The organism is Thermostichus sp. OS-CIW-20 (assembly GCF_054061455.1).
Genome location: NZ_JBSSEF010000007.1, coordinates 24,340 through 37,954 on the forward strand (window position 1 = coordinate 24,340; position 13,615 = coordinate 37,954).

Sequence of the window (13,615 nt, forward strand, 5' to 3'; positions counted from 1 at the left end):
AATCAAACTTCAACAACGGGGATACCCACCCCCATTCTGAGGCATCTTCCCACATTCCTCAAAACTTTCCTCTACACAATCTGCGCTGCCACGAATAGGGAGTGGTGCTGGGCCGGGATCCGCTCTTTCTCGGCTGCCGGGATCACCAGGGGGGGCTGTCGGGTATAGTTGACGGGATCCCGGAACCAAGGTCGGCTGTAAGTGTTGTAGAGGAGGGGCCGGGGAGCAGCAGAACGATTGGCCCGGCCCAGGTGAATCAAGCGGTAGTCGAACAGCAGGCAGGATCCCTTGGCCAGCGGCGGATCGACAAAGGGCATCTGCCGGGCCAGCTCGGTGTAGTGGGCCTCGAAAACAGCGTGGCTGCCAGGCCAGAGGCGGGTCATGCCGTTCTCTTCGTTGACCTCCACCAGCGGGATAAGCAAATTCAGGGCATAGCAGGGGACGATGGCATCTAGAATTGCGTCGCCGAAGAGGTGGGAGAGATCCCGGTGAACCTGTTGGTCGGCGGATCCCGGCAGAGAAACTACCACCCCCAGCCCGCTCAGGATCAGGCTTGATCCCAAGATTCGCTGCAAGATAGGCAGGATTAAGGGATGGGCATAGAGCAGGGGATCGTTAAAGGGCCCCTCCAGGCGCACCGTCACCATCACTCGTCGATTGCCCACCAACAGGGCGTCGGGGTGGTTTTCGTGGGTGCAGTAGCGGCTGTAGGTGGTCAGAAAGCTACTGTGTAGCTTGTCGATGAGCGCCGTGGGGAAGATCTCCGGCAGCACCAGGTAGCCCTCGGTGGAAAACAGGTGAAACGCCTGCTCTACGGTCTCTGGATCCGGCTGCCGGCGCTCCCGCTCGGCATGGCTAAAGTGCACCTGGGCTAACACGAGCCTTTACTCCTTCTGCAAGCTGGCCACTGCCATGAGCATGCCCCGCGCTTTGTTCAGGCATTCTTGGTACTCCCGCTCCGGATCCGAGTCGGCCACGATGCCCGCCCCGGCTTGGATGCTCACCTGGTCCCCCTGAACCAGCAGGGTGCGGATGGTGATGGCGGTGTTCAGTTGGCCGGCAAAGTCGTAGTAGCCATAGGCGCCGGCGTAGGGGCCGCGGCGACACCCTTCCAGCTCGTGGATAATCTGCATGGCGCGGATCTTGGGAGCGCCAGTAACCGTGCCGGCAGGAAAGGTGGCCCGCAGCAGATCCCAGGCGCTGTAGCGGGGATCCAACTGCCCCACCACATTGCTGACGATGTGCATCACGTGGCTGTAGCGCTCGATCTGCATCAGGTCGTCCACCTGCACGGATCCCAGGCGGCAGACCCGACCCAGGTCGTTGCGGGCCAAGTCCACCAGCATCACATGCTCTGCCCGCTCCTTGGGATCCGCCAACAGCTCCTGCTCCAACTGGCGGTCTTGGGCGGGGGTGGCGCCGCGGGGGCGGGTGCCGGCGATGGGACGCACGGTGGCGATGCGCTCTTCCCCTATCCGAGTGAGCTTGACCATCACTTCTGGGCTGGAGCCGACAAGGCAGAGATCGCCAAACTGGAAAAACGCCATGTAGGGGGAGGGGTTAATCAGCCGCAGGGAGCGGTAGAGCCGGAAAGGATCTCCAGCAAAAGGGGTGGTGAAGCGCTGCGAGAGCACCACCTGAAAGATCTCGCCAGCCCGGATGTAGGCTTTGGCCTGCTCCACCGCCTGGCAGTAGGCGGCGCGGCTGAGGGTGCTGGGGGGAATGGCATCGGGCAGTTGCGGCTTCCAGTCGAGGCTGAGGTGGGCAAGAGAAAGGGGGGCGCTGAGCTGTTGCACCAACTGTTCCACCCGCCGGCAGGCTTGGGCGTAGGCCTGCTCCGCCGGCTGCTGGCGTGTGTCGGCAAAGGCCACCACCCAGATCTTGCGCTTGACCTGGTCGAAGATCAGGATGCTGTCCACCTGCATGAGGATAGCGTCGGGGGGATCCCCCGGCTGCAGGGGGTGAATGGGCACCTTGGGCTCGATCCAGCGAATCAGCTCATAGCCCCAGTAGCCAAAGAGCCCGCCGATGCTGCTGGGCAACTCCGGCAGGTGCACCGGCTCATAGGGCTGCAGGCAGCGGGCCAAAACGGCAAAGGGATCCCCTTGGTGCTGCTCTCGATGCCCATCGCGGTGGATCTGCAAGGCCTGATCCCCGCGCACCTGCAAAACCCACAAAGGGTCGCAGCCGAGGAAGCTGTAGCGGGCCACCTGTTCCCCTCCCTCCACCGATTCCAGCAGAAAGTTGTAGGGCCGCCCGGCACAGACCCGGTACCAGGCAGAGACAGGCGTTTCCAAGTCCGCCACCCATTCTTGGTAGACCGGGATGAAATTGCCCTGTTGGCTGAGGGCGAGGAACTCCTTCAGAGAAGGGGAGATCATGGCCTGCACCTTCGCTTGCCCCTCTGACTTTACCTTAAGGGGGGAGCTGATACATTTACGCTGAACACTGCTGAACATCACTGTTCAACTATGCAGCGATAGCATTCTGCTTGTTTCCATTCGCGTTAGCGGGACGGAGTCCAAACAGAATGGCGGTATCCCGCAAAGCTTTGAGTAGAATACCCAAAGCGCAGTTTCCGTGTCGTCTTACTACCAATTTTCTGCTTTGCTTTGGCTACCATGTTGGCAGACTCGAAAGTAAACAGAAAGATCAACTGGTAGTAATCCGTACTGAACATATTATACATTATTTTCAGTATAGTTGAGCTTATTATTGACTAGAGTCATGCTCCAACAGCACCGCCACCGATTAAGCTGAGGGGGGCCTTTCTCTGAGCAACCTTGCCATGCACACCCCATCGCAGATCCTTCGCGAGCGCCTGCGCTTTCAAGGCCACAAGTACACCTTTGTCAGCCAGCGCTTGCGCTTTCCCAACGGCACCGAAGGGGAGCGGGAGTACCTCCTCCACCCCGGCGGCGTGGTGGCCGTGCCGGTCACTGCCGAAGGCAAGTTCGTCTGCATTCGCCAATATCGCTTTGCCGTCGCCGCCTACCTCTACGAGTTTCCCGCCGGTACCGTCGAGCCAGGGGAACATCCTGATGAAACCATTCGCCGCGAGCTGGAAGAAGAAACCGGCCTGCGCGCCCACCGCTGGGATCCCCTCGGCCAATTTTATCTGTGCCCCGGCTATTCCAGCGAGATCATGTACGCCTACCTGGCGCGGGATCTGGAAGTGCTGGATGCTCCACCGGCCAAGGATGAAGATGAAGACATTGCGGTGGTGGAGCTTTCGCCTGCCGAACTGACAGAAATGGCCCGTTTTGGCCTGGATTTCGACAGCAAATCCATCACCTGCTTTTGGCGGGCCCAGTTGTTTTTGGCAGCGGAAAATGCGGCCTTTGCGAGCAGGAACAAGCCCTAGGCATGGCCATCCTGCGCCTTGCCCAGCCCCCCTCTCCCCCTGGGAGAAGGGAGCGGGGGATCCCTGCCGCCAACAGGCTTAACCTCTACAGCAAAGTGGCGGCATAGTGGGCAGCCCCTATCAAGCCCACCTGGGCGTTCACCACCACCTGCACTGACAGTTGCTCCAGCAGAGTGCGCATCCGTCCCTTATCCAAAAAGGAGGGCAAAAACTCTCCCTCCCGCAACAGGCGCAGGAGCTTGGGCGCGATCCCGCCGGCGATGAACAGGCCCCCACGGGGCAGCAGGTGCAGGGCAAAATTGCCGACAGCGGCCCCATACAAGCTGGTAAACAGCCGCAAACACTCCACCGCCAAGGGATCCCGTCCCTCCAGGGCGGCATTGGCAATTTGGGCGGCTGGGTCGACGGGGCTGGCTCCCCTTTCCCAGGCGGCAATTTGGGCCAGCAACTGCTCCTCTCCCTGGCCCCAGCGGCTATCCCGCAGAAATTGATAGATGGCCACGATCCCCTGCCCCGAGACCACCCGCTCGGTGGAGACGCGCCCATGTCGTTGTTGCAGATACCGCAGCAGCTCCCATTCCAAAGGGGTCCGTGGAGAAAAATCCACATGCCCCCCCTCGCTGGCATGAACCTGGTAGCCGCCTTCTCCCCAGGTGAGGTAGGCCTGCCCCAGCCCTGTGCCCGCCCCGATGACGCCGATGGGCGCCTGGGGCTGCCGCTCTCCTGTCTGCAGCGTTTCCAGATCCTGATCTCGCAGGGCCAGCACCCCATAGCCTACGGCGCTGAAGTCGTTGATCAACGCTAGGCGGGGGATCCCCAGCTCCGCCGCCAACTGGCTTGAGTGCAGGCTCCAGGGCAGGTTGGTGATTTTGGCCCTCTGTCCCCCGGCTCCTGGACTGCTTTTTTCTTCCACTACGGGGCCGGCCACAGCAAAGCAGGCGGCAACCGGTTGGGGATCTCGCCCCAGCTCCTGCCGTGCCTGGGCCAGAAACTCCAGCACCACCGGGGTGAGGTTGGGATAGCTCTGGCTGGCGTAGCGGCAGTGGTAGAGGCTGTGATCGGGATCTTGGGCATTGAAGAGGCTGAGGCTGGTCTTGGTGCCCCCGATATCTCCCGCCAACAGCAACTCCATAGTGTTTTCCGGGCAGCGCGTTATTCTCACCCTGACATTTTCGGCAGTACCCTGGCAACGCCGGCCCCTCTCGGCCGGGGCGGGAAAGGGCAGGGAAGATGCTATGTTAACTGATGTAAAAGTTTCTAAGATTGCGTTTTGTTTCCTACCTCTTGTTCGCCGCCTCTCCAAGAAGAGCCTTCCCTGGCCTCCCAGGGCCCAGTCGGACGGGAGATTCCCCGTTCTTCTCTGCGAAGGCGGTTTCCCTCTCACCACGCCATCGGGGGAGCGGCGGCTGTGCTGGTGTGCCTACCCGTTTTTGTGGCAGCGCCCCTGGTGCGCTATAGCCCTTGGCTGAGCTTGGCGATGACTCTAGGCTGGCTGGGCCTTAGCTGGCGGCTCTACTCGCGGCCCCGCACCCGCATCTGGGGGGATCTGCTCTACGGCTTCACGCTGACTTGGCTGGCAGGATCCCTGTATTGGGGATGGCTGCGCTTTGAGCCTCTTTGGCACATGCCTGTGGAAGCCTTGGGGATCCCGATTGTCTGGTGGGGGACACGGCGACGGTTTGCCCGCATCGGTACCTGGTTTTATCTCGGCTCCCTGTGGGGTACGGCGGTTACAGATCTCTACATTCACTCGGTGGGGCTGCTGCCTGAGTGGCGGCAGGCGATGCAGTTTGACCGGTTGGAGCAGGCGGTTGTCCCTTTTAGGGCGGCCCTCGACAAAATGGCTACCCCCTGGGGCCTGGGTTGGGGCATCGGCTTGGGCCTTCTGTTGCTGGGTGTTGGATTGTGGAGAGTGCAGGGATCCCGTCGCTTGCACCATTGGGCCTTTGCGGGAGCAGTGCTGAATACCCTGTTGGTGGATGGGCTCTTTCTTGGGGGGGCGGCCTTGCTTCGCTGAGCCAACCACCTCTGCGGTGCTGACCCAGAAAATGGCGGCGCAAGGGACAACATTGAGGTCTGCAGAGGAGACTGCCTACCGTTGTTTGGAGTTTCTACGTAGCGCTTTGTTGTGGCCAGGTAGCCGCGAAGGATCTCTTCCTCCCCAGGGAAGGTAGCTGACTTCTCCGGTGGGAGCAGTCCTCCAGCCTAGGAAAGAGTTCTCTGGCTTACCCCTGGGCGAAAGCCAGCTATAGGGGCGGGGAGAGCGTCAAGGTCAGTCGGGTGTCGGTACGCCTGTTCGGCAGGAGGCAGCTCCGGCAGCGGTGCCGGCTGGGGGAAAAAGTCGATGACCTCCCAGCTCTTGGCATCGGGAGAGGGATGGGCCAGTAGCCACCGTTCGGGCAGGGTTTTGGGCTGCGCTCCCCCAGGGGAAGGGGAACTTTGCGCCTTCTGGTGGGCCAGGGTGAGCTGGAAGGGATCCCCCTTGCGGCGGTAGGGGCGGCGGGATCCCGGTGGCTTGACAATTACGGTATAGGTGCCGCTGAGGTGGTGGCCTTCCAGTTTCTCTCCTGAGGCCAACAGCAGGGGTTCACGGCGATCCTGACGAATTTGGACATCCTGCACTTCCAAACGGCCTGCTAAGCGGTCGCTGCCCACCAGCGAGGCAACCGGCTCAGCCGGGTGGGAGATCTGGTAGGCCAGAGCCTGCTGCACAACCGACTTGGGAGGTCGGGGGCCACAGCCCCCCAGTAACCCCAACAGCCCAATGGCCAGGAGGCTCATCAGGCAACGCAGGCTATTGCGCAGGGCCTGCCCCCTATGGCGCCGGCTTCTCTCCGGTTTTGCCATGGCCTCCTCCCTAAGCAATCTCTGTTGGCATCGTGGCCAAGCCCCTCAGACGACTGCCACGGTGGGGTGCTGCTTCAAGTACTCGGTATTGACTCCCGACTCGCGGGTGAGAGCTACCAGGCCGGTGCGGGCAATCTCCCGAATGCCGAAGCTGGTTAACATCTTGATGATGGCCACCATTTTGCCCGGATCCCCTGTCACTTCCAAAGTTAAAGACTCTTCCGCCACATCCACAATCCGGGCACGGAACATCTGCGCCACGTCCATGATGGCCGAGCGAGTTTCGATGCTGGCGTTGACCTTGACGAGCATCAGCTCCCGTTCTACACAGGGGACATGGGTAATGTCGGTTACTTTCAGCACGTCGATCAGCTTGTAGAGCTGCTTGGTCATCTGCTCCACATCGTGCTCATCCCCCTGCACCACCATGGTGATGCGGGAGATGCCAGGCCGCTCGGTGGGGCCAACGGTGAGGCTGTCGATGTTGAAGCCCCGGCGGGCAAACATGCCGGCGATGCGGGTTAAGACCCCGGGCTGATCCTGCACAAGAGCGCTGAGGGTGTGTTTCACGGCAGCCACAGAAGGAGGTGGGAAAAATCCAACTGCAGATCAGGGGAATTGAGATGGCGATAAGCAAATTTTACGCCAGTTTCGCGGCAATGTTCTGAGGGGATCCCTTCGACCTCGCTAGCCAAAGGCTCCGGGATCTCCGTCCAAATCCTGGAGCTGCCGCAAAGATCGATGCGCCTGTTCCTGCAAAACTAGGTTGTGGTGTTGGCGGCTGACCTGCAAAGCGGCTTGCCAACTGGAAATAGCCGTTGCCCTATCTCCCATATTTCCGTAAGCCAGCCCCCGACCGTACAAGCCGTACTCGTCGGTGGGATCCCCGAGGTTGCCGTCGGCTTCCAAGCGAAAGGCCTGGTCGTAATCGTCGAGGGCAGCTTTGATCTCCCCCAGCTCGTAGAGAAGATTGCCCCTGATGTAGAGAACGTGGGGTTGGCAGGGTTCTGCCTCGAGGCTGCGGCTGAGGTCGGCAATGGCCTCGTCATAGCAATCGGCCCAAGCATAGGCAACGCCCCGCCCATAGTGGTGGGCCGGACAGGGATCCCAGCGGATGGCCTGGGACCAATCGGCCACAGCCGCCTCCCATTCTCCCAGGTAGCCGTACACCGTAGCGCGGCAGGCATAGGCAGGCGCCGAGGTGGGATCCCGACAAATGGCCTCGTCCAGGTGAGCTAGAGCTGAAGGCAGGGATCCCTGTTGCCTGAGCAGGTTGGCCAAGCGGAGGTGGTGGGGGGCGCTGGGATGCCGGCGTACTACCTCGGCAAGCTCGGCTATTGCCCCCTGCAAATCCCCCTGCAACTGAAGAAGGAGGCCGCGGTAGAGATAGGACTCTGGCCGGCGCGGGGCCAACCGGGTGGCTTGGTCGAAGTCCGCCAGCGCCTGGGGAAGTTGGCCGAGTTCGAGGTAAACCTGGCCGCGCAGAAGGTGGGCGTTGGTCAGACAGGGATCCTGCTGCAGCGCCAGGTTGAGCTGCTCGACAGCCCCTATCAGATCCCGGTTCAGCCACCGTTCGCGACCCCGGTTGTAAGCCAAGATGGCGGGGCGGGTGAAGGCTGAAATGGCTGCCGCACTGGCCAGACCCATCACTGCCGAGAGGCGATCCTGCCGCCAACTGGCCAAGCCCCCCAACAGCAGGGCAGCCGCGAGCAACAGGCGCAAACCGGCCGAGTCGTGGGCTTTGAGCATGGCATCAACCCGGAGCTGGTTTCTCTGATTCTGCCTGATTGGGCAGCGAGAAACACCCATCCGCACGAATTTGGGGAGTCTCTCTTGTTCAGGCTGGATCCGCATAGGAAGGGGATCCCTGCTGTTCCCCTTCCTTCTCCCTTTTGGGTGGAACGGACATTCTAGGCCCAGAGCATCAGCCGCAGCTCATAGGGATCGTGCATGTCAGGATGAAAGGGCAGCAGGCGGATGGCCAGCCCCTGCAAGCCGCTGGCCTCGTAGCGAATCTGGCCGGAGAAGATGGCCCGATCCTCCACCGTCTCCACGTAGCGCAGGGGGGTTGCTTGGCCGTTCCGGATCTGGCCGTTGTCGTCCACCGGCCCCTGGTAGGCCTGGACGATGACATCCTGGGGTTGCAGGGATCCCAGCCGCACCTCAACGGTCACCGTGAGGGGATCGCGGGCCATCACCACTTGGTCGTTTTGCGCCGAGGGGAGGCCGGCGGCGGAAGCTTTCTTGGGGGGTTCGACCTGGACATTGACAACCCGAATGTTGTACCAGTTCTCCTGCAGATGGCTGCGCCAGCGGGTAAACTGGCGAGCCGACTCGAAGTTATCGCGGCGCATGCGGTCGAAGTAGTTGCTGAGGGGAATGTAGGCCCGCTCGGCATACTCCAGTACCATGCGCTGGGTGCTAAAGCGGGGGCAGTTGAGCTGAATGGCCTGCTTCATGCGCCGAATCCAGGCGTGGGGCAGGCCATCGCTACCGCGCTGGTAAAACAGAGGGGCAACCTCCTGTTCCAGCAGGTCGTAGAGGGCGTTGGACTCCACCTCGTCTTGGTAGGCGCGATCCTCGTATTCCTCGCCGCGGCCAATGGGCCAGCCGGTCTGGTAGTAATCGGCCTCATCCCACCAGCCATCCAAAATGCTCAGGTTCTGTCCGCCGTTGGCCGCCGCCTTCATGCCACTGGTGCCGCTGGCCTCGCGGGGGCGCAGGGGGGTGTTTAGCCACACATCCACCCCGGCTACCAGCAGGCTGGTGATGTACATGTCGTAGTCTTCGATAAACACCAGCCGCTGGCGAAACTCCGGCTGGCGCGACACTTGCACAATTTGCCGGATCAGCTCCTTGCCGGGGTTGTCGCGGGGGTGGGCTTTGCCGGCAAAGATAAACTGCATCGGGTAGCGGGGATGGTTGAGCAAGGCTTTGAGCCGTTCCAGGTTGTGAAACAAGAGGGTGGCCCGCTTGTAGGTGGCAAAGCGGCGGGCAAACCCAATGGTAAGCACCTCCGGGTTGAGGGCCTCAGAGGCCCGTTGGATCTCAGCCGCTGAGGCAGCCCGTTTCTGGAGCTGTTCCATCAAGCGCTCGCGGGTAAAGTTAATCAGGCGGGAGCGGCTGCGCTCGTGGGCCCGCCACAATTCCCCATCCGGAATCCGATCCACTTTCTGCCACAGGGGATCCGAAGGAGGAGCCTCTGCCCAATCCGGCCCCAGGTAGCGGTCGTAGAGGGCTTGGTTCTCTTCCCCCACCCAGGTGCGGGCATGCACCCCGTTGGTGATGGAGGTAATCGGCACTTCCTCCAGCGGGATCTCGGGCCAGAGGCGGCTGAACATCTTGCGGGAAACCGCCCCATGCAGCTTGCTCACACCGTTCACAAAAGAGGCCATGTTGATGGCCAGCACTGCCATGCTGAAGGGGGATTGAAAGTCGCCGGTGTTTTCGCGGCCCAGGGCCAAAAAGCGCTCCCGGCTCAGGCCCATCTGGCTGTAGTAGAAGCCGAGGTAGTAGTCGATTTTGTCGGGCGGGAACAGGTCGATCCCGGCAGGTACCGGCGTGTGGGTGGTAAACATCTGGCTGGACTTGGCCACCTGCCAGGCTTCTTCAAAGCTCAACCCCTGCTCCACCATCAACAGGCGGATGCGCTCCACCGCCAAAAAAGCCGAGTGCCCCTCGTTCATGTGGTAGACGGTGGGATGGATGCCGAGGGCGCGCAAAGCCCGCACGCCGCCGATCCCCAACATGATCTCCTGGTGGATGCGCACATCCTGGTCGCCGCCGTACAGCTCATCGGTGATGTCCTGGTCGTACTGGCTGTTGGGCTCGATGTTGGTGTCCAGCAGGTAGAGGGGCACCCGCCCCACCATCGCCTTCCAAATGCGGGCAAACACCTTGCGTTTGGGGTAGTCCACCTCGATGCGAATCTCGCGGCCCTCCGCATCTCTTTGCAGCTCCAGGGGCATATTGAAAAAATCGTTAACGGGATAGCGCTCCTGCTGCCAGCCGTCGGGGTTGAGGTACTGGCGAAAATACCCCTTCTGGTAGAGCAGGCCCACCCCCACCAGCGGCAGGCCCAGGTCGCTGGCCGCCTTGAGGTGATCCCCGGCCAAGACCCCCAGGCCTCCTGAGTAGAGGGGCAAACAATCTGCCAGACCAAACTCGGCTGAAAAATAGGCGTAGCACTCCCCTTCCACCGCTTGGGCCGAGCGATACTTGCGATACCAGGTGTCTTCCTGCAGGTAGCTCTGGAGCTGTTGGCTGGCCCGCTCCAGGTGGGCCAAAAAACCAGGATCCTCCGCCAGCTCGTCCAGCCGCTCCTGCCGAATCTGCCCCAACAAAGCCACCGGATTGTGGCCACAGGCATCCCACAGATCTGGATCCATGCGCCGAAACAGGCTGCGGGTTTCCACGTTCCAACTAAAATGCAGGTTATAGGCCAACAAGCGCAGACTTTCCAGAGCAGCCGGCAGGTAGGGAGTGACCTTGAACGTGCGTAACGGCTTCATAAGTATCCGGGACGAGCGTGAGTTGCCACTGTCAGGCTACCCCGGCCTTCACCGGGTCGCACGGCTTTTTATAGCTTTTTCCGACTTCGGGGAGGCGCGCCAATAGGCGCAAGAGACCTCTGCAGGGGATCGGGGAAAGCCGATGGGGAATCCAACAGTTGCGACAATTCAAGCCGGGCTTTGTCGAGGATGGATCTGACTGCGCCCCTGGCCGATACCATTGCTGCCATTGCCACGGCAGTGGTGCCCGAACAGGGCAGCATTGGCATTGTACGCCTCTCCGGTTCGCGGGCTTTGGCCATTGCCCAGGCTATCTTTACTCCCGCCCGCCGCAACGCAGTCTGGGAAAGCCATCGCCTCCTCTACGGCTGGATCCACGACGAGAAGGGCCGGCGGTTGGACGAGGCCCTGGCCGTCTGGATGCAGGCTCCCCGCTCCTACACCCGCGAGGACGTAGTGGAGCTGCACTGCCACGGCGGCATCATGGTGGTTCAGGCCACGCTGCAGCAGTGCCTGCGCCAGGGGGCACGGCTGGCGCAGCCGGGGGAGTTCAGCCTGCGCGCTTTCTTGAACGGCCGCATCGACCTCACCCAGGCCGAAAGCGTGGCCGATCTGGTGGCGGCCCGCTCCCCGCAGGCGGCCCAAATGGCCCTGGCGGGGCTGCAGGGCAAGTTGGGGCAGTCCATCCGCGCCCTGCGCCAGGAGCTGCTGGGTTTATTGGCCGAGATCGAAGCCCGCCTCGACTTTGAAGAGGATCTGCCCCCCCTGGACGTCCCCGCTTGGCAGGCCCGGCTGCAAGCCATCCAGGCCCAGATGCAGGCCCTGCTGGCCACCGCCGAGCGGGGGCAATTGCTGCGCACCGGGGTCAAGGTGGCCATCGTCGGGCGGCCCAATGTGGGCAAGTCCAGCCTGCTCAACGCCTGGTCAGGCCAGGATCGCGCCATCGTCACCGACCTGCCCGGCACCACCCGCGACGTGGTGGAATCCCAGTTGGTGGTCAGAGGGATGCCTGTCCAGCTTTTGGATACCGCCGGCATTCGCGCCACCGACGATCCGGTGGAACGGCTAGGGGTGGAGCGCTCCCAACGGCTGGCTCAAGCTGCCGATGTGCTGGTGCTGGTCATCGACGCCCAGGCCGGCTGGACGGATGCCGACGCCGCCATCTACGCGTCCATCCGCCACCGCCCCCTCATCCTGGTGATCAACAAAACCGACCTCGCCCCCGCCGACAAGATCCGCCTCCCGCCCGAGATCGCCTACCGCGTCCCCGCCGTCGCCGCCCAAGGCCAAGGGATCCCGGAGCTGGAAGAGGCCTTGGAGCAGCTTGTGACTCAGGGGCGGCCCCAGCCCAACCTGGAGGTGAGCCTCAACCAACGCCAGGCCGCCGCCCTCCGCCAGGCCCAAGCCAGCCTGGAACAAGTCGTTCAGGCTATGCAGGCGCAGCTCCCCCTCGATTTTTGGACCATCGACCTGCGCGGCGCCCTGCACGCCCTTGGCCAAATCACCGGCGAGGAGATCTCCGAAGCGGTGCTGGATCAGATCTTCAGCCGCTTCTGCATCGGCAAGTAAGCGCTTGCTAACTCATACTCATTCCGAGTTTGTGTTAGTATGGACTCAGTCGGGAATCAGCAGGCCCCAGAGCCGAGGCGGATCCCAGATAATGGAAACACAACTTAGGAGGTTGGCTATGGTTACCGCCGCAAAAACCCGTCTCTACCCCACCCAGATCGACTTGCCGGCGGAGGCCCGCGCGCAACTGGTGGAGCTGCTCAACCAGTCCTTGGCGGACACGCTGGATTTGAAAACTCAGGTGAAGCAGGCCCACTGGAACGTCAAAGGCATGAACTTCATCGCCCTGCACGAGATGTTCGACACCTTTGCCGGCACTCTGGAGAACTACGTGGACATGCTGGCGGAGCGGGTTACAGCTTTGGGGGGCATTGCCCGCGGCACGGCCCGCATCGTCGCCCAAACCTCAGCCTTGCCGGAGTACGACCTGACGGCTGAAGACGGCCGGGCTCACCTGCAGGCTTTGGCGGCCCGCTACGGCCAGTATGCCGCTTCGGTGCGCCGCAACATCGACCGCAGTACCGAACTGGGGGACGCCGATACCGCCGACCTGTTTACCGAGATCTCGCGCCAGATCGACAAAGATCTTTGGTTGATCGAGGCTCACCTGCAGGCGTAACGCTGGCAAGGCAAATCTGAAGAGGCAAGCGGGATAGGCAAAATGGGCGTCAACGCTCCCCTCCTGTACCTGGTGGCTTTGGCCGGTATCCTCAGCGTGGTGGGCTACTTCGTCCTGCGCGAGGTGCTGCGGATACGGGCCCAGGAAAGAGTCATCCGGCAGCTCCAGCCCCGCCTGAGCAAAGGCAAGGGATCCCCGCAGGAGCACTACGAGTTGGGCAGCGTCTATCTGCAAAAGCGCCTCTACGACCAGGCCATCGTCCAGCTTAAAAAAGCTCTAGAGGTGGCTGGGGAGAACATTCCCCCCGTCTGCAACGCCCTCGGCTTTGCCTACTTCAGCCAGGGGCAATACGACTTGGCCATCCGCTACTACAAAGACGCGGTGGCAGCGGATCCCGGCTATGTAACCGCTTGGAACAATCTGGCCCATGCCTACGAGAAGAAAAATCTCTACGGCCCTGGCCTCGAGGCCTACGAGACGGTGCTGCAACTGGATCCGAAGAATGCCATTGCCAAGCGCCGCGCCGAGTCCCTGCGCAAACGTTTGCGGCCCAGCCCCCGCGGCTGACCGTGTTTTATCTGGGTAGATGTCTGCGCAGATATGTATAAATACTTATGGCAGCTCGCCTATCGATTGGCGGTAGCTGCTCAATCCCGACTATTGGAGTTGCTTCTTTTCCCCTCACAAGAAAGGTGAAATCTTGAG

At 61.8% G+C, this 13,615-nt stretch carries 12 protein-coding genes; 5 read left to right on the plus strand and 7 right to left on the minus strand.

Annotated elements, in window-relative coordinates; translation table 11 throughout:
* Positions 1-71: 71 nt before the first annotated feature.
* Both ACVWXC_RS04625 and trpE read right to left on the minus strand, forming a co-directional pair.
* Positions 72-878 carry a phytanoyl-CoA dioxygenase family protein gene (locus ACVWXC_RS04625; RefSeq protein ID WP_099812963.1) on the minus strand — a complete coding sequence of 269 codons (807 nt, stop codon included), beginning with the start codon at positions 876-878 and terminating at the stop codon, positions 72-74.
* 6 nt (positions 879-884) lie between these two features.
* On the minus strand, positions 885-2,381 hold the full coding sequence (gene trpE / locus ACVWXC_RS04630; RefSeq protein ID WP_011430950.1) for an anthranilate synthase component I: 1,497 nt from the start codon (positions 2,379-2,381) through the stop codon (positions 885-887).
* Positions 2,382-2,788: 407 nt separating this feature from the next.
* On the opposite strand from trpE, the gene ACVWXC_RS04635 reads away from it, so the two are divergent.
* Positions 2,789-3,364, plus strand: coding sequence for an NUDIX hydrolase (locus ACVWXC_RS04635; RefSeq protein WP_011430949.1), 576 nt, complete (start codon positions 2,789-2,791; stop codon positions 3,362-3,364).
* An 85-nt stretch (positions 3,365-3,449) separates the two neighbouring features.
* Here ACVWXC_RS04635 and ACVWXC_RS04640 read toward each other — a convergent pair whose 3' ends face one another.
* Positions 3,450-4,496, minus strand: a complete 1,047-nt coding sequence (locus ACVWXC_RS04640; RefSeq protein WP_011430947.1) for a glucokinase — start codon at positions 4,494-4,496, stop codon at positions 3,450-3,452.
* 138 nt (positions 4,497-4,634) lie between these two features.
* Here ACVWXC_RS04640 and ACVWXC_RS04645 point away from each other — a divergent pair, with 138 nt between their 5' ends.
* The gene (locus tag ACVWXC_RS04645; RefSeq protein ID WP_457391393.1) at positions 4,635-5,381 is read left to right on the plus strand and encodes a DUF3120 domain-containing protein; all 747 of its coding nucleotides are present in this window, start codon (positions 4,635-4,637) and stop codon (positions 5,379-5,381) included.
* Positions 5,382-5,569: 188 nt separating this feature from the next.
* Here the strand turns inward: ACVWXC_RS04645 and ACVWXC_RS04650 are convergent, their stop codons facing one another.
* From ACVWXC_RS04650 to glgP, 4 genes are all read right to left on the minus strand, one after another.
* Positions 5,570-6,211, minus strand: coding sequence for a hypothetical protein (locus ACVWXC_RS04650; protein WP_414348416.1), 642 nt, complete (start codon positions 6,209-6,211; stop codon positions 5,570-5,572).
* Between the two features lie 45 nt (positions 6,212-6,256).
* Entirely contained in the window at positions 6,257-6,781 is a 525-nt protein-coding gene (ilvN, locus tag ACVWXC_RS04655) for an acetolactate synthase small subunit (RefSeq protein WP_011430944.1), read from the minus strand.
* A 117-nt stretch (positions 6,782-6,898) separates the two neighbouring features.
* Entirely contained in the window at positions 6,899-7,960 is a 1,062-nt protein-coding gene (locus tag ACVWXC_RS04660; RefSeq protein WP_011430942.1) for a tetratricopeptide repeat protein, read from the minus strand.
* 161 nt (positions 7,961-8,121) lie between these two features.
* Positions 8,122-10,722 (minus strand): alpha-glucan family phosphorylase, encoded by a 2,601-nt coding sequence (gene glgP, locus ACVWXC_RS04665; RefSeq protein WP_457391390.1) that lies wholly within the window; start codon positions 10,720-10,722, stop codon positions 8,122-8,124.
* Positions 10,723-10,911: 189 nt separating this feature from the next.
* On the opposite strand from glgP, the gene mnmE reads away from it, so the two are divergent.
* From mnmE to ACVWXC_RS04680, 3 genes are all read left to right on the plus strand, one after another.
* Complete coding sequence (gene mnmE, locus ACVWXC_RS04670; protein WP_414388963.1) at positions 10,912-12,291, plus strand: tRNA uridine-5-carboxymethylaminomethyl(34) synthesis GTPase MnmE; 1,380 nt, start codon at positions 10,912-10,914, stop codon at positions 12,289-12,291.
* A 118-nt stretch (positions 12,292-12,409) separates the two neighbouring features.
* The gene (gene dps, locus ACVWXC_RS04675) at positions 12,410-12,910 is read left to right on the plus strand and encodes a DNA starvation/stationary phase protection protein Dps (RefSeq protein ID WP_011430939.1); all 501 of its coding nucleotides are present in this window, start codon (positions 12,410-12,412) and stop codon (positions 12,908-12,910) included.
* Positions 12,911-12,952: 42 nt separating this feature from the next.
* Positions 12,953-13,477, plus strand: a complete 525-nt coding sequence (locus tag ACVWXC_RS04680) for a tetratricopeptide repeat protein (protein ID WP_011430938.1) — start codon at positions 12,953-12,955, stop codon at positions 13,475-13,477.
* The last annotated feature ends 138 nt before the right edge of the window (positions 13,478-13,615 follow it).

Bases quoted from the DNA above. Each gene is read 5' to 3' on its own strand.
- dps (WP_011430939.1), top strand. From the start codon at position 12,410: ATGGTTACCGCCGCAAAAACCCGTCTCTACCCCACCCAGATCGACTTG.
- glgP (WP_457391390.1), bottom strand. From the start codon at position 10,722: ATGAAGCCGTTACGCACGTTCAAGGTCACTCCCTACCTGCCGGCTGCT.
- mnmE (WP_414388963.1), top strand. From the start codon at position 10,912: ATGGATCTGACTGCGCCCCTGGCCGATACCATTGCTGCCATTGCCACG.
- ACVWXC_RS04635 (WP_011430949.1), top strand. From the start codon at position 2,789: ATGCACACCCCATCGCAGATCCTTCGCGAGCGCCTGCGCTTTCAAGGC.
- ACVWXC_RS04680 (WP_011430938.1), top strand. From the start codon at position 12,953: ATGGGCGTCAACGCTCCCCTCCTGTACCTGGTGGCTTTGGCCGGTATC.
- ACVWXC_RS04660 (WP_011430942.1), bottom strand. From the start codon at position 7,960: ATGCTCAAAGCCCACGACTCGGCCGGTTTGCGCCTGTTGCTCGCGGCT.
- trpE (WP_011430950.1), bottom strand. From the start codon at position 2,381: ATGATCTCCCCTTCTCTGAAGGAGTTCCTCGCCCTCAGCCAACAGGGC.
- ACVWXC_RS04650 (WP_414348416.1), bottom strand. From the start codon at position 6,211: ATGGCAAAACCGGAGAGAAGCCGGCGCCATAGGGGGCAGGCCCTGCGC.
- ACVWXC_RS04640 (WP_011430947.1), bottom strand. From the start codon at position 4,496: ATGGAGTTGCTGTTGGCGGGAGATATCGGGGGCACCAAGACCAGCCTC.